Origin of the sequence: Nonomuraea sp. NPDC049028, assembly GCF_043197735.1 — a bacterium.
Lineage (GTDB): Bacteria > Actinomycetota > Actinomycetes > Streptosporangiales > Streptosporangiaceae > Nonomuraea.
In genome coordinates this window covers 812,618-833,221 of the sequence record NZ_JBICTR010000004.1, presented here as the reverse complement: position 1 = coordinate 833,221, position 20,604 = coordinate 812,618, and the positions used below count along the sequence as shown (strand labels likewise).

The following is a 20,604-nucleotide window of genomic DNA, read 5'->3' as shown; positions in this document are numbered from 1 at the left end:
CAATCGCGGAAAAACAACGAACCCGTCTCTGACCTGCGTCGCAGCCAAGCAGTTGTGGGGGGTGGTCGGTCCAACTACGGTCGCGTCGTCGGCATCGTCGGCCTGTCGCATACCGGCCGGCGGGTGGCACACCTGCTGCGGTCCTTCGACCTCACCGTGCTCGCGAGCGACCCCTACGCCACCGAGGCGGACGCCCAGGCCCTCGGCACGACCCTCGTTCCGCTGCCCGACCTGCTGCACCGCAGCGACATCGTGCCCCTGCACGCGCCGTCGCTGCCCGAGACCCGGAACCTGCTGAACGCCGACCGCCTCGCGCTGCTTCCCGACCACGCCACGGTCATCAACACCGCCCGAGGCAGCCTGATCGACACCGGCGCGCTCACCGCCGAATGCGTGAGCGGGCGGCTCAGCGCGATCCTCGACGTCACCGACCCCGAACCGCTGCCGGTCGACTCACCGCTGTTCGGGCTGGCCAGGTGGGTGTACGGCCCGGTTCAGATCTCGGTCGTGACGTTCACCTCCGTCGGTGGGGCCTCATGCGCCGCCGAGCTCGCAGCGGTTCAGTCCGCCAGGTCGACGACCAGTCCGGCGAGCTGGGCACAGCCGTGGACAGACCTCTTTCGGCGTAGCCGTTCCACGTGCGCCGAGGCGGCGGTACGGTCCCAGGGCCGGATGTGCGAGCGAGGGGGCAAGGATGCTGGAAGAGGCATTGGTGGCTCTGGCCGCGGCGGGCGGCACCGCGGTGGTCCAGGCCGCCGGCAATGCGGTCACATGTGCGCCAGGCCCGCACGCGCCGGGCTCAGCCTGCTTTGTAGGAACCTTCAGGCGGTGGTCGCGGTGGGGCCGACCCGCGGAGTTCTGGTCACCACCGAACCGGCCCGGCGCCGCTGCCCCGAGTTGCCGACCGCGCTGCATGGCGCGGCGCACGGCTGCTCGACAACACAGGTAACGGACACCACGTCGTCGTGAGAGTGGGACCTGCGGTACCCACACTCGCCGAGGTGACGTTGTCCTACCGGGGCGCGGTACAGGCGGCCCGGGTCGCTGACACCATGCCGATGTTCCGGCCGGTTGTCGAGTTCGGGAACTCAGGTCTACCGGCTACTCGCCGGCCTCCCCGTCCGTCTTGGCTTCCGGGCCAGCTCGACTCGATGGTGGGCCGGCTCCTGAACACCGATCCCATCGTCTTCGCCACCGCGGAGCTGTTCCTCGACCGCGCCGGCGACGTCCGCGCCGTCGCGGACCGGTGCACTCGACTGCCGTCGCGGATTCAGCCCGCCGGAAACAACTCCTTTGGCGTCATCGCAGCGAGCTGCATCCCTTCCCATCGGTACCGTCCTCGCCGCCGAACAGCCAGTTCGCAGAGGCCCGCGGCCATCATCGCCGTCATGACCCTGAAGGGATGTTCCGCCTAGGTCAGCGCAGGATTCGGCTGACTGTTGGGTGAGGGAAACATGGTGGCACAGGGATTCAAGATGGCACTGACGAGGAGTGCGGCCACCCAGCGCGGCGGTTGCACAAACCGCGGCGTTCGCGCTTACAGGGCACGGCAGGTCCTGAGGTAGCTGAGGAACGAGGCCTGCAGCCCAGTCACGTGCGTTTCGTGCATGAGTGCGCTGGTGACGGATCCGCTGCGTGAGGTGAGGCGGTGAAGGAACGTGGCCGCGTTCTTCGCGAGATTCTGGTAGACCGCCACGTCTCCGAGGATCTCTCGGTCGTTGAAGGTCACGTGAAGCTTGGTAGCAGGCAGGGTGTCACCCATTGCTTGAAGACGAGCGAAGACCTGACTGTCTGCATTGACAATGCCGGGGCTGCCCGCGCCGATGCTCTCGAAGAAGGTGCTATTGGTGAGCCAGGCGTAGAGACTGAAGAGTCCGCCGTAGGAATAGCCGAAGAGGCCGTGACCGCTCGGGGCAGTGCCGTAGTCGCGTTCGATCCGCGGGTGTAGATCGTCGGTAAGGAAGTTCAGGAACATATCCCCGCGGCTGTCGCTCAATTCAGCGAGGTAGGCGTCGGCTTGCTCGCGAGTCATCGTGCCCGCTTCGACCCCCATCTCCATCGCATCGATGTACTCCTTCGCGATGGGTTCGCCGGGGGGCACGAGGTCGCGGTTGCGCAACCGCTCCCAGTGCTCTGCTTCCTCGCCTGCGTAACCCACGCTGACTTGGACGTAGGGCTGAATCGACTGCATGGGGTCCAGTTGCGTGACGATGAGTGGGGCGGTCATGCCCACGGCCCAGTTGCCGTCGAGCACGTACACGACAGGCGCTTGCGCCGCGGCAGGGTCGTAGCGCGGTGGCGTGGTGACCCAGACGCCGTAGTCGTGCCCACCGCTGGAGCGCACCTCAAAGTAGTCGGTGTGGGCGAGGCAGCCCTGCCACATGGTGCTCATCTGAGGTCCTTTACGATTTGGCCGGCCTGGATTACGAGGACGGCGTTGGTGGGGTCGGAGAACAGTTCTGGGTCTTCGAGCGGGTTGCCGTTCCAAAGAACGAGGTCTGCCTGCGCGCCGGGAGTGATGACACCCACCTGGCCGGACAGGCGGAGGATCTCGGCGTTGGTCTGGGTCGCCGCCACGAGCGCTTCCATCGGCGTCTCGAGGGCTGCGCGCAGGCTGAGTTCTTTGCCGCGACGGTCCTGGGCCGGACCGATGAGATCGGAACCCAGCCCGATCCGTACTCCTGCGTGCTTGGCGACAGCGAGCGCCTTCGTCATCTGCTCGCGTGCGCCCTTGGCTCGGTCGCGGGTCGACTCGGCGAGACCTGCTCCGGCGGTGTCGTGCAGCAGTTGCTCGACGACAGCGAAGGTGGGCACGAGGGCAACCTCGCGAGCGGCCATCATGGTCGCTGTGGATTCGTCGAGGCTAGTGCCGTGCTCGACACAGCGCACCCCGGCCTCGACCGCATTTCGTATGCCCTCGTTGTTGTGGGCGTGAACTGTCACATAGGTGTTCCGTGCCGCAGCTTCTTGAACTGCAACAGCGATCTCTTCGACGGTGAACTGGGTGTCGGTCAGTCGATCATGTGCGCCCACCACTCCGCCGGTCACGCAGAGCTTCAGGAAGGAGGCTCCGCGGCGGAAGGCTTCGCGGACGTTGTGTCGCAGCTCGTCCGCGTTGCCCGCCATCATGGAGAGGGCGCACAGGCCCGCGATGTGGTGGCTGCTCCACAGCTCGGTGGGTTCCCATTCGGCTCCGTAGTAGCCGTGCCCGCCGATCTGGCACTGAACAGGTCCGCACGACAGGACGCGCGGCCCTCTGACCTTGCCCTTCGCGATCGCGGTGACGACACCGCCGTCGATCCCGCCGGTGTCGCGAACGGTGGTGAAGCCGGCGTCGAGCGTCGCGCCGGCCGTGGCGAAGATGTCCGCCGCGATCTCGGCGGCGCTTATCTGAAACGAGAAGTGCGGCTGGATCGGGCTCGACAGGCCCAGGTGGACGTGAGCGTCGATCAGGCCGGGCGTCATCGTCAATCCCTCGGCATCGAGACGCTCGCCGTGCGCGCTGGAGGCACCGAGTTGGGTGATGCGGCCGTTCTCGATGGTGATGTCGAGGTTGCTGGGATCGCGCCCCGATCCGTCGATGACCGCCGCGCCGACTACATGAGCAGGTCCCATAGTCGATCCTCCGCCGTTGCGAGCTGACTGCGACCATGTGCGAAGCAACACGGAACCGCCAATCTTTCTTTTCCAATGGATAAACTGTGGGAGTGATCCTGTCAACCTCGGAACGCAAGGGCAGCGCGCGCGAGCGACTCCTGGCACGGCTTCTCGACGCCTTCGGCGAGGCCCTTCCCTCGCCGGAGATGTCGCTCCGTGAGATCGCCGCCCGGATCGAGACCAGCCACGCCCTGTTGCGATACCACTTCGGGTCACTCTCGGGCGTCTTGGCCACCATGCTCAAGGCGCAGCGATCCCGTGACAACGAGGCACTTTTGGCGGCCGCCCAGCAGGGCACCTTCGACGATTTCGTTGTGGCGATCTGGCGTACTTACACCCGGCCAGAGCAGCTGCCGCGTGCCCGCGGCTTCTTCTACGTCGTCGGACTGGCCGCGTACAGCCCAGAGGACTTTCGTGAGTTCATCGACTCGCTCGACGACCTGACCAACATGCTGGCCTCTCTCGCGGAACGCGAAGGGCTCGACACGAAGGAAGCGCGGGATGTGGCCACCGTCACCATTGCCGCGATTCGTGGCCTGCTCTTGCAGGAGGTTCTGACTTCAGCAGTCCACTCGGAGGACGCGGTTGCCTTGATCCTGCGCATGAGCAAGGGGCGATCCGTGCCGCGCACAAGTCCGGGGCCTTGAGCAGGTAGCCGCCTTTCACCACCACGTGAGCCGGGGTCCCGGTAGTCCGGTAGGACACGAACACATCCCCGCTACGCAGACCATACGATGGCCTTGGCGGTAAAGCGGTGTGGGCGGAGGTGCTCACCACTGACGCAGATCCTTAAATCGGCCTGCATGAATACACAGACCGATTTGCGCTTTGTGCCGGCGGCGGTGTCAGGCCAGGTTTCGTGCGCAGGCGGTGAGCAGGGAGGCCAGCTGTTCCACCTCGCCTGGCGGGAGGTCGGTGATCATGCGTTCCTCCACGTCGAGCACAACCCTGTGGGCGTGGTCGAGCAGGGATTGACCCGCATCGGTGAGGGTGACCGGCAGGGCTCGACCTGAGGTCGGTTGCGTGGCGACGGAGACCAGCCCGGCCCGAGTGAGCCCGGCGAGCACGTCTCGCAGGGACTGCCGGGTGACAAAGGTGCGTCGGGCCAGTTCGGCGGCCGGGGCGCCGGGCGCGTCGGCCAGTGCCCGCAGCACCGCGTACTGGGACATGGACAGGCCCATCTCGCGCAGACGCTCCTCACACGCGCCGCGGAAGGCCTGGCTCACCTGCTTGACCAGATAGCCGACGCGCTGACGGACATCCATTTGACTCATGACAGGAACCTTACACATAATCCTCCGTGTAAGGAACCTGACATGAGGAGAAGCCGTGCCCGCGACCACCACCATCACCGTCGACGCCCCGGTGGCGACCCTGATCAATGTCTTCACCGTCCAGGCCGACCGTCAGCGCGAGCTCGTCGACCTGCTGGTCACCGCCACCGAGGAGGTCATGCAGCACCTCCCCGGATTCGTCGCCGCCAACATCCACGCCAGCGACGACGGCACCAGGGTGGTCAACTACGCCCAGTGGGAGACCGCGGAGGCATTCCAGGCCATGCTCGGCACCCCAGCCGCTCAGGTGCACATGCGCCAGGCCGCCGCCCTGGCAGACGGATTCGACCCCCACTTGTACGCCGTCGCATCAGTGCATCACCGCTGAGCACGTCACGGTCCGAAACAACAGCGACGAACAGACGCTCGTCCGCTACGGCTCCGCTACAGGGCGAGCTGGAGTGTCACCCTCTGATGGGTCGGCATGTAGCCGAGCGCGTCATTGATGGCGCGCATCGGACGGTTGCTGTCGGCCGTGTCGGTCAACAGGCCATCGAGGTACGGATAGCGCTCGCGGGCCTGCCGGATGGCCTCGGCCTTCATCCAGCGGGCCAGGCCGTGCCCGCGATGTTCCGGCAGCACGCCGGTGCCGTAGTGCTGGGCATCGCCCTTGCCGTCTCCCGGGACGACCAATTCGGTGAAGCCGACGATGGAACCGTCCGACTCGGCGACGGCAGCCACGGTGTGGAGCAGATCGCCTCGGTTCTCGATCGTTCGCACCGCCTCCCGTACGCGGTCGACGTCCCAATGCACGCTGCTGTAGTCGGTGTCGTCCATCGGCATGTCGTCCATGGCGCGGCGGGCCGCGGCGAACGTATCAGCCAGTTCGTCGGGCACCATCCCGTCCCACGCGACCAACCGGTACCCGAGGTGCGGGCTGCTGACGATCTCCCGAAGGCCGGCGAGGTCGGCCTGCGCCAGTGGCAGTCGCGTGTAGGTCAGGGTCAGCACTTTGCGGAAGTCGTGTGCCGACAGGAAGGCCTCTCCCGGCGAGCCAGGCTCTGCTTCCGCGATGACGGAGCGTCGGCCCTCATCGCGGGCCGCGGCCAGCGCGGCCGTCAACAGGAGAGAACCAACACCGACGCGCTGTTCGGCCGGGTGGACGTGGAGATCGAGCTCGGCCAGATGATCCTGGCCCGCCCTGGTGAACAGGCGCAGAAAAGCCGACCCGACGGGAACGCCGGTGGATCGGGTGGCCAGCCAGGCGAGGCGCCGGCTGGATGAGGTGAGCTTGGGGTCAATAAGAGGGGTGATGCGAATCGACACGATGTCTCCGGCTTGAGGGGAGGTGGTGGGTGATAGCAGAGCTGCGGCCTTGCCGCTGAACGGTCCTGCGCATCTGCTGCACACCTCCTGCAAGTACGGCCTCGACATCCGACGGGATCGGCAGACTATAGCGGACGCGATCATCGTGCAGTAGATCGGCTCACGTCGACCGATCGTGCCACCGCCGGCTCAGAAGGTGTCGTCCCAGACCTGAGCAGTTGTGCTGTTGCACCGCCAGATCCGCATCGCGAGGCCCGGCGCTGTCGAGGCATTCGGGACGTCGAGGCAGTGGCGTCACGGTGGACCGGGCGGGCCACCCGATCAGAAGCCGGGTCGCCCGAAGGATCTCCCTCGGACGACTCGGCTTCTTGCCACATTTCCGCCGGCTCAGCCGGTCGTGGCATAGCGCAGCAGGACGTTGTCGGAGCCGTCGAGGCTGCGGACCTCCGCGACGGTGAGCCCTTCGACCGGCTGAGTGAAGATCGGCGTCCCCTCGCCGAGCGCCTTCGCCCCCACGATCAGGTGCAACTCGTCGACGAGCCCGGCGCGGAGCAGAGCGTTCCAGGTGATCCGGCTGCCGAAGGTGACGATGTCGCCGCTGGTACGTTGCTTGAGCTCCTTGACCCACCCCTCGGCGTCGGCGCGCTTGACCACGGTCGTCCGGTCCGCCCACGACGCGATGTCCGAGTCCGTGAGCGAGTCCGACACGACGCTGACCTCGATCCGCCCGTAGATCGCGCCGAACTGCTGGTTCACCGTGGACGTCTCGGGGTTGTCCGCTTGGGCGGGCCAGAACCTCATGAACATCCGGTACGAGTCGGCGCCGAGCAGCAGCGAGCCGGCGGCCTGGATCCGCTCCAGGTTGTAGGCGTCGAACGCGGCGTCCATCGGCAGCACGAGCGGGTTGCCGTCCGCCGCCGCGTAGAAGCCGTCAAGAGACATGATGTTGCAGACGATGAGCTTGGCCATACCAGGCACTCCGTTTCCTCCGTCGATCAGCTTGTGGCGCCCACCATGTCTGGGAGATGCGTCGGCCGACAGATGCAAATATCACCAGACCCCCGCTGACTTTCGCTACATCAACCGAGGTCAAGCCTGTTGCGGGAACCTGCAACACCCCTGTTCCTCATGCGGCCGGAACGCCCAGGATCGCCTCATGCTCAGTGCTGCGATCAACAGAAGAGGCGCGTTGCGGGCAGGCGCCGTGGCAGGGCTGGCCGCTGCGGGCACCGGATGCCGGGCCAACTCTCGTACGGCCTTCCACGCTCGCGCTTCCGACGGCGTCGCCAGCTTGGGCCGCAAAGCCGTGACGTAAGACGGCTCATGTAGTTGTGATCATCACGCGACACCCTACGCAGGCCACGAGTCGCCACTAGCACTTGGCCAGAGACCTTGATGACAAGTCGGCTCACGTCCGGGGGCGCGGGGGCCGGCAGGCCACCGCCCGGAGCGCCACCCGCGCGTAGCGCGCCCCGATCGCGATGACCGAGCTTTGTCAGGCCCGCCGCCGAGCCCGATAGGCGGCTACGTGCATCCGGTTTCCGCAGGTACGGCTGTCGCAGTAGACACGGGATCGGTTGCGGGACTCGTCCACGAACACCCGGTCGCAATCAGGTGCCGAACACGTTCGCAGCCGTTCCCACTCCTCGTCCACCACCAGGTGCGCCAGCGCCACCCCGCAGTCCGCCGCCAGGTGCTCGGAAAGTGTCGCGTCCGGGGCGAAGTAGTGCATGTGCAGCGGATGTCCGTCGTGCTCCGTCAGCCGGGGCGTGATGCGGGTCCCCGACAGGAGCGTGTTGAGCAGTCGTACGGCCGTCGGCTGGTCCGGGGCGGTGAAGACGCGGTGGAACGCCTCTCGCACCAGTCGCACCTGCCCCAGGTCGCGGGCCGTGAGCGCGCCGATGCCGCTGACCTGCCGCGACTCGACGAACGCGTGCAGGTCGGCCAGCTCGGCCAGGCCGTCGTCTCCGCCGGTCGACGGGGACGTGTTGACCAGCTCTACCACCGTGGCCAGCGAATGCACCATGTCATGGCCAAACGGCATGTTGACTCCTGTCGACGACCGGCTCTAGCGTGGTCGCAGCGTATCTCGCTCCAAGGAGCTCGGGGGTTTCTGTGGGTGCACATCGTCGTATCGTGCTGATTGCGATCGCGGGTGCGCTGATCATCTCCACCTCCGCGCCGCTGGTCCGGTTGTCGGGGGTCTCGCCGGCGACCTCGGCGTTCTTCCGGTGCGCGTACGCGCTGCCGCCGATGCTGGTGCTGGCCTGGCTCGAACGGCGGAGGCTGGGGCCCCTCCCGGCCCGCAGCCGCAATCTGGCGTGGCTGGCGGGCGTGCTGTTCGCGTTCGACCTGCTGTTCTGGCACCACGCTATCAAGTACGTGGGCGCGGGGCTGGCGACCGTACTGGGCAATCTGCAGGTCTTCATCGTGGCCTTCGCGGCGTGGGCGCTGTTCCGTGAGCGGCCGTCGAACCGGCTGATGATGGCCACCCCGGTGGTGTTCGCCGGGGTGGTGCTGATCTCGGGGGTGTTCGACAGCGCGGCGTATGGGGCGAACCCGCTGCTCGGGGTCGTGACGGGTGTGGCCACCTCGATCTCGTACGCGGGGTTCCTGCTGGTGTTGAAGGGCGGTTCGGGGCGTACGGTCGGGCCGTTGACGCACGCCACCGCCGTGGCCACGGTCGGGATGGCCGCGCTGAGCCCGGTGTTCGGGGGCGCCGACTTCGTCCCGAGCTGGCCGGCGCACGGCTGGCTGCTGCTGCTCGCGCTCGGGCCGCAGGTGGCCGGCTGGTCGCTGATCGCGTACTCGCTGCCCAGGCAGCCCGCCGCGCTCACCGCGCTGCTCCTGCTCGTCCAGCCGATGACGACGGTCGGGCTGTCGGCGGTGCTGCTCGGCGAGCACCCGTCGCCGCTCCAGCTCGCCGGGTGCGGGGTGATCGTCTTGGGCGTCCTGTACGGCTCGCGGCGCGCTCAGCCCGCCCGCACCGAGGCCGAGCAGCCGGAGCAGGTGCCGAACACCTCGACCGTGTGAGTGATCTCGGTGAAGCCGTGCTCGGAGCCGACCGTCTCCGCCCAGCGTTCGACGGCGGGACCGGCCACCTCGACGGTCCGGCCGCAGCGGCGGCACACCAGGTGGTGATGGTGGTCGCCGCTGGCGCACGCGCGGTAGACGGACTCGCCGTCGTCGGTGCGCAGCACGTCGACGTGACCGCCGTCGGCCAGCGCCTGCAGCGCCCGGTAGACCGTGGTCAGGCCGATCTTGGCGCCGTGGGCGCGCATCTCGGCGTAGACGTCCTGGGCGCTGCGGAAGCTCTTGCTCTGGCGGAGGGTGTCGTGCACGGCGTCGCGTCTCGTGGACATCATCGTGCGACCTCCTCGACGCGCATGGTGGATCGCTCGCTCACTGTGGACTCCTGGGGTCTGCCTCGCCGTACGAACTTACCGACACCGAGGGCCAGGACGAAGCCGCAGAGGGCAAGAAGCACGATCGCGGCGCCCGGCGGCACCCTGGCGGACAGCGTCGAGGCGAGCAGCCCGCCCACCGCCGCGACGACGCCGAACAGCATGGCCAGCGCCATCGTCGAGCGGAACCCCCTGGTGAGCTGCTGACCGGTCGCCACCGGGATCACCATCAGCGCGCTGACCAGCAGCAATCCGACCACGCGCATGGCGATGACGACGGTCAGCGCGGCCGTGACGGCGATCAGCAGGCTGAGGAAGCGCACCGGCAGGCCGCTGGCCCTGGCCATCTCCTCGTCCTGGCAGAGCACGAACAGCTCCCTGCCGAAGATCACGACCACCGCGATCACCGCGACGGCCAGCGCGCCGATGATCCAGATGTCCTCGGTGGTGACGCTGGCGATGGCGCCGAAGAGGTAGGAGTTCAGCTTGGCGTTGCTGCCACCCGGCGCGATGCCCATGAGCATGACGCCACCCGCGATGCCGCCGTAGAACAGCAGCGCCAGCGCCACGTCGCCGCTGGTGCGCCCGCGCGCCCTGACCAGTTCGATGGCCACGGCGCCGATGACGGCCACGGCCACGGCGGTGAGCACGGGCGCGGTGCCCGTCAGGAAGCCCAGCGCGACGCCGGTCAGCGCCACGTGCCCGATGCCGTCACCGAGCAGCGCCAGCCTGCGCTGGACGATGAACGTGCCGACGGCGGGCGCGCAGAGCCCCACCAGCAGCGCCGCGATCAGCGCCAGCTGGAAGAACTGCTTGCCCAACAACTCGATCATGGCTCTCCCCGCCATCCGGAAAGCGGTCCCGCGCTCGCCTCGGTGGCGTGCGGGTGCACGTGTTCGTGTCCCGGCCGGGCGCAGTCGCCCTCGGGCCGTGGTGGTCTGCCGTCGTGCGCGATCCGGCCCTCACGGACCACCACGCCGCGGGTGATGAGCGGCTCGAGCGGGCCGAGCTCGTGGGCGACGAGCACGATGGTCTTGCCGTTCAGCACCAGCGTGGCCAGCGTATCGGCGAGCAGCTGCTGAGTGTCGGCATCGACACCCGCGGTGGGCTCGTCCATGACGTACGTGTCGGGTTCGCCGGCCAGCGCGCGGGCGATGAGCACCCGCTGCTGCTGGCCGCCGGACAGCGATTGCACCGGGTCGCCCGCCCGGTCCGCCAGCCCGACGGCCTCGAGGGCGCTCGCCGCCGCCGCCTTGTCCGCGGCGCTGGTACGGCGCAGCCGGCTCTGCCTGGCCACACGGCCGGAGGTCACGACCTCCCGGACCGTGGCGGGCACCCCGCCGCCGACGGCCAGGCGCTGCGGTACGTAGCCGATGCGCCACCAGTCGCGGAATTTCGCGGGCGGTGTGCCGTACAGGAGGGTCTGGCCGCCCGAGAGCGGAGTGAGGCCCAGCAGGGCGCGCACCAGCGTGGACTTGCCGGAGCCGTTGGCGCCCATGAGGGCCACGACCTCGCCGGGGCAGATCGTGAGATCGATGCCGCGCAGGATGTCGCGCCGGTCCAGGCTCACCCGGCCGCCGGTCATGGCGAAGGCGGTCTCGCCTGTGCCGCTCATGCCGTACGCCCCAATGTGCCGCTCATCTCATACACCCCAATGCGCCGGTCATGCCGTACACCCCAATGCGGTCTGCAAGGTCTTCAGGTTGTCGCGCATTCCCGACAGGTAGTCGCCCGACGGCTTGCTCTCCAGCGGATCGAGCACCGCCGTCCGCGCGCCGACCTCCTTGGCCAGCACCTCGGAGACCTTGGGGCTGACCAGGGCCTCGGTGAAGATCGTGGTCACCTTCTCGTCCTTGGCCAGCTTGGCGACCTCGGCGATGCGGGTGGGGGAGGGCTCGGTCTCCGGGTCCAGGGTGATGCCGATCTGCTTGAGGTGATAGCGGTCGGCCAGATAACCGAACGCCTCATGGGCGGTGACCAGCGTCTTGGTCCCGCAGGTGGTCAGGGCCTTGGCGTACTCCTGGTCGAGGGTCCCCAGGGCACCCGCCGTCTTGACCGCGCGGTCCCGGTAGCCCTGGGCGTGCGCGGGGTCGGCGGCGGCCAGTCGCTCGCCGAGCTTGGCGGCGACGGTGGCCAGGCGGGACGGGTCCAGCCAGAGGTGCGGGTCGTAGCCGATGTCGTGACCCTCCGCGTGCTCGCCGGCGGGCAGCGTCTTGACGGCGGTCGCGGCGTCGAAGCTCTTGTCCTGGTCGACCGCGTCGTCCACGGCGGGCTGGACGCCCTTGATGTAGACGGTCAGGGTCGCGTCTTCGAGCTGGGCCACCTGGTGCGCGCCCAGCTCCAGGTCGTGCGGTTCGACACCGGGGGCGGTCAGGACCGACACGCTCACGTCGGGGCCGCCGACCTGCTCGGTGAGCCACTGGAGCGGGTAGAAGGCGGCGATCACGGCGGGCTTGCCGGGCGCCGCCGTCTCAGCCGCGCCGGTGTTGGAGCACGCGGCGGCCGTCAGGGTGGTCGCGAGGATGGCAGCACCGATTAGGGGCGTTCGGGACATCACGCCCCCGATTATGGGGAAAATGAAAATGATTGTCAAAATCTCCGGCTAAAACACTCCGAAGCGGTCGGCCGCGAGGACCAGCAGGAAGGCCAGCATCACGACTCGCAGCAGCCGCCCGCCGAGCCCCAGCGACGGCCAGGACAGGTACGCCAGCCAGCCCACGAACCCCAGCACCGGCAGCACCGCCACGCCGCCCAGCCAGCTGTCCACGGCGAACCCGGTCAGCAGCAGCACCACCAGCACGGCGGGCGCCGCCCACTTGGGCGCCTGCGTGAACAGGAACGTCATCGGGGTCGCGCTGCGCTCCTCGACCGCCTTGCGCAGGCCGGTCGCGCCGGGTGTGAAGAACTGCTCGCCGGCGGGAAGCGGCCGCCGGGCATTCCCGCGGCGGTTGTCATTGGTGGCCACGGCCCGAGCCTAGCCCCGTCCCCATCGAACAGCAGGTGGGCGGTCGGAGCGCCCGAATCGGTCAGTGGGTGCGGGCAGGTCAGGGACTGGAATCGCCCAGCGGTACGTAATCGTCTGACATCCTGGTGTGCGTGCTCGCCGTCATCCGTTACACCGTCCCAGAGTCCCAGTCCCAAGACTTCGTCAAGCAAGCCCATGTCATCCTTCAGACACTGGCCGACCAGCCCGGATTCCTGCGCGGCCGGTTGGCCCGCTCGGTCGATGAGCCCAACCTGTGGGCGCTGGTCAGTGAGTGGGAGGGCGCCGGGTTCTACCGCAGGGCCCTGTCCGCGGCGCGGATGGCGATGTATCCCCTGATGATCCTCATGGTCAATGAACCAAGCGCGTTCGAGGACGTCTATCTTCAAGACGGCGAGTAGAAATACTCGCGCGCGAGGGCTCGTGAGCGTCCCCTAAGCTGGGAGCTCACCCATTCCCTTCGCCGACCTCCAGCCGGAAAGAGACGCAACCAAAATGGCACGACGCACAGACGTCATGGACACGATCGTCAGCCTCGCCAAACGCCGCGGGCTCGTTTACCCGTCGAGCGAGATCTACGGCGGACTGCGCGCGTCGTGGGACTACGGTCCCCTGGGCGTCGAGCTGAAGAACAACGTCAAGCGGCAGTGGTGGCTGTCGATGGTCCAGTCGCGCGACGACGTGGTGGGCCTCGACTCGTGCGTCATCCTGGCCCGCGAGGTCTGGCAGGCCAGCGGTCACGTGGAGACCTTCACCGACCCGCTGACCGAGTGCCAGTCGTGCCACAAGCGCTACCGCGCCGATCACCTCCTCGAGGCATACGAGGAGAAGAACGGCAAGGCGCCCGAGAACGGCCTGGCCGACATCACCTGCCCCAACTGCGGCAACAAGGGCGCCTTCACCGACCCGAAGCAGTTCAGCGGCCTGCTCAAGACCTACCTCGGCCCGATCGAGGACGAGTCGGGTCTGGCCTACCTGCGCCCGGAGACCGCGCAGGGCATCTTCATCAACTACCTCAACGTGCAGCAGTCGGCGCGTAAGAAGATCCCGTTCGGCATCGGCCAGGTCGGCAAGTCCTTCCGCAACGAGATCACGCCGGGCAACTTCATCTTCCGCACCCGCGAGTTCGAGCAGATGGAGATGGAGTTCTTCGTCAAGCCGGGCAGCGACGAGGAGTGGCACCAATACTGGATCGACGAGCGCTTCCGCTGGTACTCCGATCTGGGCATCAACAAGGACAACCTCCGGCTCTACGAGCACCCCAAGGAGAAGCTGTCCCACTACAGCAAGCGCACGGTCGACGTCGAATACCGCTTCAACTTCGCGGGCGGTGAGTGGGGCGAGCTCGAGGGCATCGCCAACCGCACCGACTTCGACCTGACCGCCCACTCCAAGGCGTCGGGCGTCGACCTGAGCTTCTTCGAGCAGGACACGGGCGAGCGCTACGTGCCCTACGTCATCGAGCCGGCGGCGGGTGTCGACCGGGCCACGCTGACGTTCCTGCTCGACGCCTACAGCGAGGACGAGGCGCCCAACGCCAAGGGGGTCATGGAGAAGCGCACGGTGATGCGGCTCGACCACCGGCTCGCCCCGGTCAAGGCCGCGGTGCTGCCGCTGTCGCGCAACGCCGACCTGTCGCCGAAGGCCCGCGACCTGGCCGCACAGCTGCGCCGGCGGTGGAACGTCGAGTTCGACGACGCGGGCGCGATCGGCCGCCGCTACCGGCGCCAGGACGAGATCGGCACGCCGTTCTGCATCACGGTCGACTTCGACACGCTCGAGGACCAGGCGGTCACGATCCGCGAGCGCGACACGATGGCTCAGCAGCGCATCTCCCTCGACGCCGTCGACTCCTACCTCCGCCAGCACCTGAACGACTGATTTTTTGTTACGGCCGGCAGTGGCCAGCCCCACCCGCCATACGTGGCCGGGCCCTGTCCAGGGGCACGCTCCTGCGGTTTACGGGGCTGGGCGCCGTGACGTGCGCATTGTTGACCCCGTTCGCGGTCCTTCCTGGACCGTGGGCGGGGTCGATGCCGTTGGAGCAGGTGGGCAGGAGCATCAGCGGCGGGTGCGGCTTCGGCACACCGCCAGGGTGATGGCGTACGCGATCGGGGGCAGGACGAAGATCGCCACGCGCAGCCCGTACACGATCCAGAGGTAGGTCTCGTGCGGTGCCGCGAGCAGCGGCATCGGCGCCTTCGGGTCCGGCGGGGTCTCCGAGACCCACGTCCCGGCCCACAGCACCGTGAAGAACGTGATCACCGCCGCCCCGAGCGCCGTGCGGACGGGCGCGTGCGAGGGGCGGTCCAGGAGGTTGTGCACGCGGCGGTCCCCGGTGAAGCGGCGCTCCAGGAACGGATAGAACAGCAGGACCGTGAAGAAGGCGGCCAGGACCAGCATCGGGATCCAGAGGCCGACCTGCAGGACGAAGCCGCCGACGGTGATCTCCCAGGGCGGCGTCAGGCGTAACGCGCCTTCCAGAACGCCGTAATACCAGAACGGCTGAGCCGACGGCGGCCAGCCGCCGGGCTGGTACGCCCCGTGCTCCCACACCGGGTTGACCCGGACGAAGGTGGCCAGCAGCGTGATGACGGCCATCGTGAACAGCGTGGTGGCGCCGTTCTTGACGGCGAAGTACGGGAAGAACGGGCCGCCCGTGACCCGCGTCTCGTCCGACGCCGGAGTGCGGTGCTCGGTGTGCTTCTGCCGCCAGGTCAGGACGATCCCGTGCAGCGGCACGAGCGCCAGCAGGATGCCCGGCACCAGCAGCACGTGCGTCACGAACAGGCGCGGGATGACCTGGCCGGGAAAGCCGCCGTCGAAGACGAACGCCGACAGGTAGCCGCCGACGAGCGGGATCGACAGCAGCAGGCCCTGAGCCTCCCGCAGGCCGGTCATGGCGAGCTGGTCGGCGGGCAGTGAGACGCCCAGGAACGACTCGAACAGCACCAGCCCGAACAGCAGCACGCCGGTCATCCAGCTCAGCTCCCGCGGCTTGCGGAAGGCGGCGGTGAAGAAGACGCGGAACAGGTGGGCCACGATCGACAGCACGAAGATCGTCGCCGCCCAGTGGTGCATCTGGCGCACCAGCAGGCCGCCCCTGATGTCCAGGCTGAGCTCGCGTACCGAGGCGAAGGCCACGTCGGGGTTGGGCTTGTAGAAGAAGACCAGGAAGGTGCCCGTCAGCACGAGCAGGACGAACGAGTACAGGGCGAACTCGCCGAGCAGGAACGACCAGTGGCTCGGAAAGAGCTTGCGCAGGTTCGGGCCGAGCCAGCCGGCCAGCCCGAGGCGCTCGTCCAGGTAGCGCGCGGAGCCCTGAGCGGCCTTGGCCGATCCGGCGACCAGGCGGGCCGAACGCTGGGGCTTCGTAGGAGTGGCCATCGGGCGCCTCCTGCTAGGGGGTGCTCCTGATTGTGAACCTTAACTCTGGATCTTTCAAGAATTGGTTTATACCAATTGGTATAAACCAATTCTTGGTCAAACAGAACATAAATTGGATTAGACCGGTGATAGGCCCTTCACCAGCTGAAACGTTGACTTAACCGATGAGTGCAGTTTCATCATGATTATCGCCGGTAGAGTCCGAACCAGAGGCGTTGATTGGAGCTGTGGTGGCCAAGTACGTTTACGACTTCACCGAGGGCAACAAGGATCTCAAGGATCTTCTCGGCGGCAAGGGAGCAAACCTCGCCGAAATGACCAATCTCGGGCTGCCCGTCCCTCCCGGGTTCACGATCACCTCCGAGGCATGCCGCCACTATCTGGCCGAGGGCGCGGTCCCCGACGGCCTGGAGCGGGAGGTGGCCGAGCACCTGACCGCGATGGAGAAGCGGATGGGCAAGACGCTCGGCCAGGCCGACGACCCGCTGCTGGTCAGCGTCCGCTCCGGCGCGAAGTTCTCGATGCCCGGCATGATGGAGACCGTCCTCAACATCGGGCTGAACGACGAGTCCGTGCACGGCCTGGCCAAGCAGGCCGGCGGCAACGACCGCTTCGCCTGGGACTCCTACCGCAGGCTCATCCAGATGTTCGGCAAGACCGTGCTCGACATCGACGGCGAGCTGTTCGAGCACGCGCTCGAATCGCTGAAGGGCGACCGGCAGGACACCGACCTCGGCGCGGCCGAGCTGCAGGGCCTGGTGGAGACGTTCAAGGGCATCGTGCGCGACCAGACGGGCAAGGACTTCCCCGCCGACCCGCGCGAGCAGATGCGCCTGGCCGTCATGGCCGTCTTCGACTCCTGGAACGCCCCGCGCGCCATCCTTTACCGCCGCCAGGAACGCATCCCCGCCGACCTCGGCACCGCGGTCAACATCGTGGCCATGGTCTTCGGCAACGTCGGCAACGACTCGGGCACCGGCGTCGCCTTCACCCGCGACCCCGGCTCCGGTCAGCAGGGCATCTACGGCGACTACCTGCAGAACGCCCAGGGCGAGGACGTCGTCGCCGGCATCCGCAACACGATCCCGCTCCAGGAGCTGGAACGCCTCGACAAGAGCTCGTACGACGAGCTCCTGCGGATCATGGAGACGCTGGAGAACCACTACCGCGACCTGTGCGACATCGAGTTCACGATCGAGCGCGGCAAGCTCTGGATGCTGCAGACCAGGGTCGGCAAGCGCACCGCGGCCGCCGCGTTCTGCATCGCCACCCAGCTCGTCGACCAGGGCCTCATCACGCTCGACGAGGCCGTCACGCGGGTGACGGGCGACCAGCTGGCGCAGCTGATGTTCCCGCGCTTCGACTCGGGCACCGAGAAGAAGAAGATCGCCAAGGGCATGAACGCCTCGCCGGGAGCCGCCGTCGGCAAGGTCGTGTTCTCCTCCGAGCGCGCCGTCGAGCTGGCCGGCCAGGGCGAGGACGTCATCCTGGTGCGCCGCGAGACCAACCCGGACGACCTGTCCGGGATGATCGCCGCGCGCGGCATCCTGACCAGCCGCGGCGGCAAGACCTCACACGCCGCCGTGGTCGCCCGCGGCATGGGCAAGACCTGCGTCTGCGGCGCCGAGGAGCTGGAGGTGTCGATCGGCGAGCGCAGGTTCACCGCGCCGGGCGACATCGTGGTGAACGAGGGCGACCTCATCTCCATCGACGGCACGACCGGCGAGGTCTTCCTCGGCGAGGTGCCCGTGGTGGACTCGGCCGTGGTCGAGTACTTCGAGGGCCGGGAGCCCGACGACGACCTGGTCCGGGCCGTGGACCGGATCATGCGGCGGGCCGACGAGGTACGCCGGCTGGGCGTGCGGGCCAACGCCGACACGCCCGACGACGCGGCCAGGGCGCGCCGCTTCGGCGGTGAGGGGATCGGGCTGTGCCGTACGGAGCACATGTTCCTGGGCGAGCGCAGGCAGCTCGTCGAGGACCTGGTGCTGGCCTCGGGCGACGAGGAGCGCCAGGCGGCGCTGGACGCGCTGGAGCCCCTCCAGAAAGCCGACTTCGTCGGGATATTTCAGGCTATGGAGGGTCAGCCGGTCACAGTCCGGCTCATCGACCCGCCGTTGCACGAGTTCCTGCCGGACCTCACCGACCTGTCGGTCAAGGTGGCCACCGGGGACGCCACGGACAAGGACCGCAAGCTGCTGGTCGCCGTCAAGAGGCTGCACGAGCAGAACCCCATGCTCGGGCTGCGTGGTGTGCGGCTCGGCCTGGTCATCCCCGGCCTGTTCGCCATGCAGGTACGCGCCATCGCCCAGGCGGCCAAGGAGGTGCCGGGAGCCAAACCGGAGATCATGATCCCGCTCGTGGCCGCCGTACAGGAGCTGGAGGCCGTCCGCGAGGAGGCCGCCGGAATCCTCGCGGACCTCGGCGTCGAGGCCCTGATCGGCACCATGATCGAGACGCCCAGGGCGGCGCTCACCGCGGGCCAGGTCGCCGAGGCGGCCCAGTTCTTCTCCTTCGGCACCAACGACCTGACCCAGATGACCTGGGGCTTCTCGCGGGACGACGTGGAGGCCGCGTTCTTCTCCCGCTACCTGGAGCTCGGCATGTTCGGGGTCTCGCCGTTCGAGACCCTCGACCGCGACGGCGTCGGCCGCCTGGTCACGATCGCCGTCGAGGAGGGCCGCGCGGCCCGCCCCGACCTCAAGCTCGGCATCTGCGGCGAGCACGGGGGCGATCCCGACTCGGTGCACTTCTGCCACCAGGCCGGGCTCGACTACGTCTCGTGCTCGCCGTTCCGCATCCCGGTCGCCCGCTTGGAGGCCGGCCGCGCGGCCTTCGCCGAATGCGACTCCGACACCCGGTAGGCAGCCGAAGGGGGGTACCCCCAGACACCAGCCACGACGGACCGTCAGATCTTCCTCTCCCGAAGGGGGATCACACGACCGCCTCGATCCCTGTGACGGCCCGTTGTGGTGGGGGTCCTTTGGGTGAGATTCCCCCTGCGGGGGAGGGGATGGAGACGGCCCGTCGTGGCTGGTGGCCCTGTGGGGACCATCGCGGTCAACCGGGTGAGACGGTCGCCTCCGCCTGCTCCAGCGTGGCGGGCACGTAGTCGTGACGCATGCCCAGGTCGCCCAGCCACTTCCGGAGCCCGGGAACGGCGGACGGGTTGGCCGCGACCTGGGCCGCGTACTCCGACAGCGCCACCTCCTCGCCGTCGTCGAACAGCAGCCGCGCCGGCCCCGCCCACGACAGCGTCCACCGGGCCTGGCCGTGCTGGATCAGCACCGCCTCCAGCGCCTGCCCGAGCACCCCGGCCAGCAGCGTCTCCGACGGGTTCCAGCCCAGCTCGCGCAGCTTCTCCTCCAGCTCGGGCCGCCGTCCCCTGGCGATCACCTCGAAGGCCGCGTCGAGGTAGGGCCGGGTGGCGCCCAGCACCCGCTGCCCGGCCAGCGCCAGGTCGTTGAGCGCCTCGGCGTTGCGGGCCGCGTACATGCCCTGGGACACCAGCTCCTCCCACGACACCGCCCGCAGCCCCGTGAGCGCCTCCGGCGTCCACATCGACTGCTCGACCGCCTGCACCGCCACGTTCGCGTCGCGCAGCAGCGTGAGGGCCGAGCGCGGGTCGGGTACGTGCTCCGGCTCCGGAAGCAGCTCGATGGCGGCCAGCCGGTCGGCCAGGCTCGGGTGGGAGTCGTAGAGGGAGGTCTCCCGCGGCTCCTCGCCGAGCTTGGCCACCTCGGCCTGCCTGGCCGGATCGCTCATCAGCGCGTGGAACCCGCCGAACACCGCCGCGGGCCGGTTGCCGCCCGCCCCGGTCATCGACAGGTAGCCCTCGGCGTAGATCTTCCAGGCGGTCGCCGTGCTGTGGATCTTGCGCAGCGCCTCCGACATCGCCTGGCGACCGCCGATGGCCACCGCGAACCGGTCGGCCTCCAGCTCCTGCCCGCGCGACACGCTCTGGGAGACGAGCATGTAGAGCTTGGCGTAGTACGTGAACAGCCGCTGGACGTACGGGTTGCCGGCCAGCCCCTCGACGGTCGCGATCAGCCCCTCCCGGCCCCGGTAGACCGGCGCGCCCAGGCGGGTGTGGGCGCCGCTGTAGTGGCCCAGCTCGTGGCCGAGCACCGCGCGCATCTCGTCGACCGTGAGGGTCTGCAGCAGCGGCAGCCCGATGTACATGCGCCGTCTGGTGGCCTTCATGCCGAGGAAGCGGGTGTCCTCCGCCACGGCCGCGTTGACCTCGGGCACCAGGCGGATCTCGTCGGGTGGCGCCGTACGGACGCGCTGGGACAGGTCGTCGACCATCTGCCAGAGCGCGGGCTCGTGCTCGCGGGTGACCAGCACGCCCGGCTGCTCGCCGTCCTTGCGGCGGCTGACCATGATCAGGGCGCGCACGAGCGCGGCCCCCGCCAGGGTCAGGATGACCGCGTACTTGAGGCCGTTGACGTGGAAGTCGACCAGCAGCAGCACATCGAAGAAGACGGCCGCGACCAGCACGAGGCCGACCAGCACGTAGAAGCCGGCAAGCAGGGCGAAGGCCAGCACGGCCCGGAACGCTGTGGTCATGGAG

Annotated in this window: 20 protein-coding genes; 7 read left to right on the top strand and 13 right to left on the bottom strand. The window is 68.3% G+C overall.

Features of this window, described 5'->3' with window-relative positions:
* The first annotated feature begins 54 nt into the window (after window positions 1-54).
* Window positions 55-969, top strand: a complete 915-nt coding sequence (locus tag ACGFJ2_RS19245) for an NAD(P)-dependent oxidoreductase (RefSeq protein WP_393469910.1) — start codon at window positions 55-57, stop codon at window positions 967-969.
* Between the two features lie 568 nt (window positions 970-1,537).
* Here ACGFJ2_RS19245 and ACGFJ2_RS19240 read toward each other — a convergent pair.
* Both ACGFJ2_RS19240 and ACGFJ2_RS19235 read right to left on the bottom strand, forming a co-directional pair.
* On the bottom strand, window positions 1,538-2,392 hold the full coding sequence (locus ACGFJ2_RS19240; RefSeq protein WP_393469907.1) for an alpha/beta hydrolase: 855 nt from the start codon (window positions 2,390-2,392) through the stop codon (window positions 1,538-1,540).
* Window positions 2,389-3,615 (bottom strand): amidohydrolase family protein, encoded by a 1,227-nt coding sequence (locus ACGFJ2_RS19235; protein ID WP_393469904.1) that lies wholly within the window; start codon window positions 3,613-3,615, stop codon window positions 2,389-2,391. The genes ACGFJ2_RS19240 and ACGFJ2_RS19235 overlap by 4 nt, the downstream gene beginning before the upstream one ends.
* A 92-nt stretch (window positions 3,616-3,707) precedes the next feature.
* Here ACGFJ2_RS19235 and ACGFJ2_RS19230 point away from each other — a divergent pair, with 92 nt between their 5' ends.
* Window positions 3,708-4,304, top strand: coding sequence for a TetR/AcrR family transcriptional regulator (locus ACGFJ2_RS19230; protein WP_393469901.1), 597 nt, complete (start codon window positions 3,708-3,710; stop codon window positions 4,302-4,304).
* A 198-nt stretch (window positions 4,305-4,502) separates the two neighbouring features.
* On the opposite strand, the gene ACGFJ2_RS19225 is transcribed toward ACGFJ2_RS19230, so the two are convergent.
* Window positions 4,503-4,931: a MarR family winged helix-turn-helix transcriptional regulator gene (locus ACGFJ2_RS19225; protein ID WP_393469898.1), complete on the bottom strand. Its 429-nt coding sequence runs from the start codon at window positions 4,929-4,931 to the stop codon at window positions 4,503-4,505.
* A gap of 55 nt (window positions 4,932-4,986) precedes the next feature.
* Between ACGFJ2_RS19225 and ACGFJ2_RS19220 the strand changes: the two genes are divergently transcribed.
* A complete protein-coding gene (locus ACGFJ2_RS19220; RefSeq protein WP_357947610.1) occupies window positions 4,987-5,319 on the top strand; it encodes an antibiotic biosynthesis monooxygenase family protein in 333 nt (110 codons plus the stop codon).
* A 56-nt stretch (window positions 5,320-5,375) separates the two neighbouring features.
* Here ACGFJ2_RS19220 and ACGFJ2_RS19215 read toward each other — a convergent pair whose 3' ends face one another.
* The 3 genes from ACGFJ2_RS19215 to ACGFJ2_RS19205 form a co-directional block, all read right to left on the bottom strand.
* Window positions 5,376-6,257: a GNAT family N-acetyltransferase gene (locus ACGFJ2_RS19215; protein WP_393469894.1), complete on the bottom strand. Its 882-nt coding sequence runs from the start codon at window positions 6,255-6,257 to the stop codon at window positions 5,376-5,378.
* Between the two features lie 387 nt (window positions 6,258-6,644).
* Window positions 6,645-7,226: a dihydrofolate reductase family protein gene (locus ACGFJ2_RS19210; RefSeq protein ID WP_393469892.1), complete on the bottom strand. Its 582-nt coding sequence runs from the start codon at window positions 7,224-7,226 to the stop codon at window positions 6,645-6,647.
* Window positions 7,227-7,752: 526 nt separating this feature from the next.
* Window positions 7,753-8,301: a CGNR zinc finger domain-containing protein gene (locus ACGFJ2_RS19205; protein WP_357947619.1), complete on the bottom strand. Its 549-nt coding sequence runs from the start codon at window positions 8,299-8,301 to the stop codon at window positions 7,753-7,755.
* A gap of 92 nt (window positions 8,302-8,393) precedes the next feature.
* On the opposite strand from ACGFJ2_RS19205, the gene ACGFJ2_RS19200 reads away from it, so the two are divergent.
* On the top strand, window positions 8,394-9,290 hold the full coding sequence (locus ACGFJ2_RS19200; RefSeq protein ID WP_357947623.1) for a DMT family transporter: 897 nt from the start codon (window positions 8,394-8,396) through the stop codon (window positions 9,288-9,290).
* Here the strand turns inward: ACGFJ2_RS19200 and ACGFJ2_RS19195 are convergent.
* The 5 genes from ACGFJ2_RS19195 to ACGFJ2_RS19175 are packed head-to-tail and all read right to left on the bottom strand — an operon-like array spanning window position 9,230 to window position 12,626.
* A complete protein-coding gene (locus ACGFJ2_RS19195; protein WP_357948142.1) occupies window positions 9,230-9,619 on the bottom strand; it encodes a transcriptional repressor in 390 nt (129 codons plus the stop codon). The genes ACGFJ2_RS19200 and ACGFJ2_RS19195 overlap by 61 nt on opposite strands.
* A complete protein-coding gene (locus ACGFJ2_RS19190) occupies window positions 9,619-10,494 on the bottom strand; it encodes a metal ABC transporter permease (RefSeq protein WP_358174127.1) in 876 nt (291 codons plus the stop codon). Before ACGFJ2_RS19190 ends, ACGFJ2_RS19195 begins: the two co-directional genes overlap by 1 nt.
* Window positions 10,491-11,276 (bottom strand): metal ABC transporter ATP-binding protein, encoded by a 786-nt coding sequence (locus ACGFJ2_RS19185; protein WP_357947629.1) that lies wholly within the window; start codon window positions 11,274-11,276, stop codon window positions 10,491-10,493. Before ACGFJ2_RS19185 ends, ACGFJ2_RS19190 begins: the two co-directional genes overlap by 4 nt.
* Window positions 11,277-11,324: 48 nt before the next feature.
* Entirely contained in the window at window positions 11,325-12,215 is an 891-nt protein-coding gene (locus ACGFJ2_RS19180; protein WP_393470022.1) for a metal ABC transporter substrate-binding protein, read from the bottom strand.
* A gap of 48 nt (window positions 12,216-12,263) precedes the next feature.
* A complete protein-coding gene (locus ACGFJ2_RS19175) occupies window positions 12,264-12,626 on the bottom strand; it encodes a DUF6703 family protein (RefSeq protein WP_393469887.1) in 363 nt (120 codons plus the stop codon).
* 131 nt (window positions 12,627-12,757) lie between these two features.
* Here ACGFJ2_RS19175 and ACGFJ2_RS19170 point away from each other — a divergent pair, with 131 nt between their 5' ends.
* Complete coding sequence (locus ACGFJ2_RS19170) at window positions 12,758-13,045, top strand: antibiotic biosynthesis monooxygenase family protein (protein WP_357947635.1); 288 nt, start codon at window positions 12,758-12,760, stop codon at window positions 13,043-13,045.
* Window positions 13,046-13,139: 94 nt separating this feature from the next.
* Window positions 13,140-14,525 (top strand): glycine--tRNA ligase, encoded by a 1,386-nt coding sequence (locus ACGFJ2_RS19165; protein ID WP_357947638.1) that lies wholly within the window; start codon window positions 13,140-13,142, stop codon window positions 14,523-14,525.
* A gap of 180 nt (window positions 14,526-14,705) precedes the next feature.
* Here the strand turns inward: ACGFJ2_RS19165 and ACGFJ2_RS19160 are convergent, their stop codons facing one another.
* Window positions 14,706-16,031, bottom strand: a complete 1,326-nt coding sequence (locus ACGFJ2_RS19160; protein WP_393469884.1) for a cytochrome bc complex cytochrome b subunit — start codon at window positions 16,029-16,031, stop codon at window positions 14,706-14,708.
* Window positions 16,032-16,261: 230 nt separating this feature from the next.
* On the opposite strand from ACGFJ2_RS19160, the gene ppdK reads away from it, so the two are divergent.
* Window positions 16,262-18,895 carry a pyruvate, phosphate dikinase gene (ppdK, locus tag ACGFJ2_RS19155; protein WP_393469881.1) on the top strand — a complete coding sequence of 878 codons (2,634 nt, stop codon included), beginning with the start codon at window positions 16,262-16,264 and terminating at the stop codon, window positions 18,893-18,895.
* Window positions 18,896-19,091: 196 nt separating this feature from the next.
* On the opposite strand, the gene ACGFJ2_RS19150 is transcribed toward ppdK, so the two are convergent.
* Window positions 19,092-20,600 carry a M48 family metallopeptidase gene (locus tag ACGFJ2_RS19150; protein ID WP_357947647.1) on the bottom strand — a complete coding sequence of 503 codons (1,509 nt, stop codon included), beginning with the start codon at window positions 20,598-20,600 and terminating at the stop codon, window positions 19,092-19,094.
* Between the last annotated feature and the right edge of the window lie 4 nt (window positions 20,601-20,604).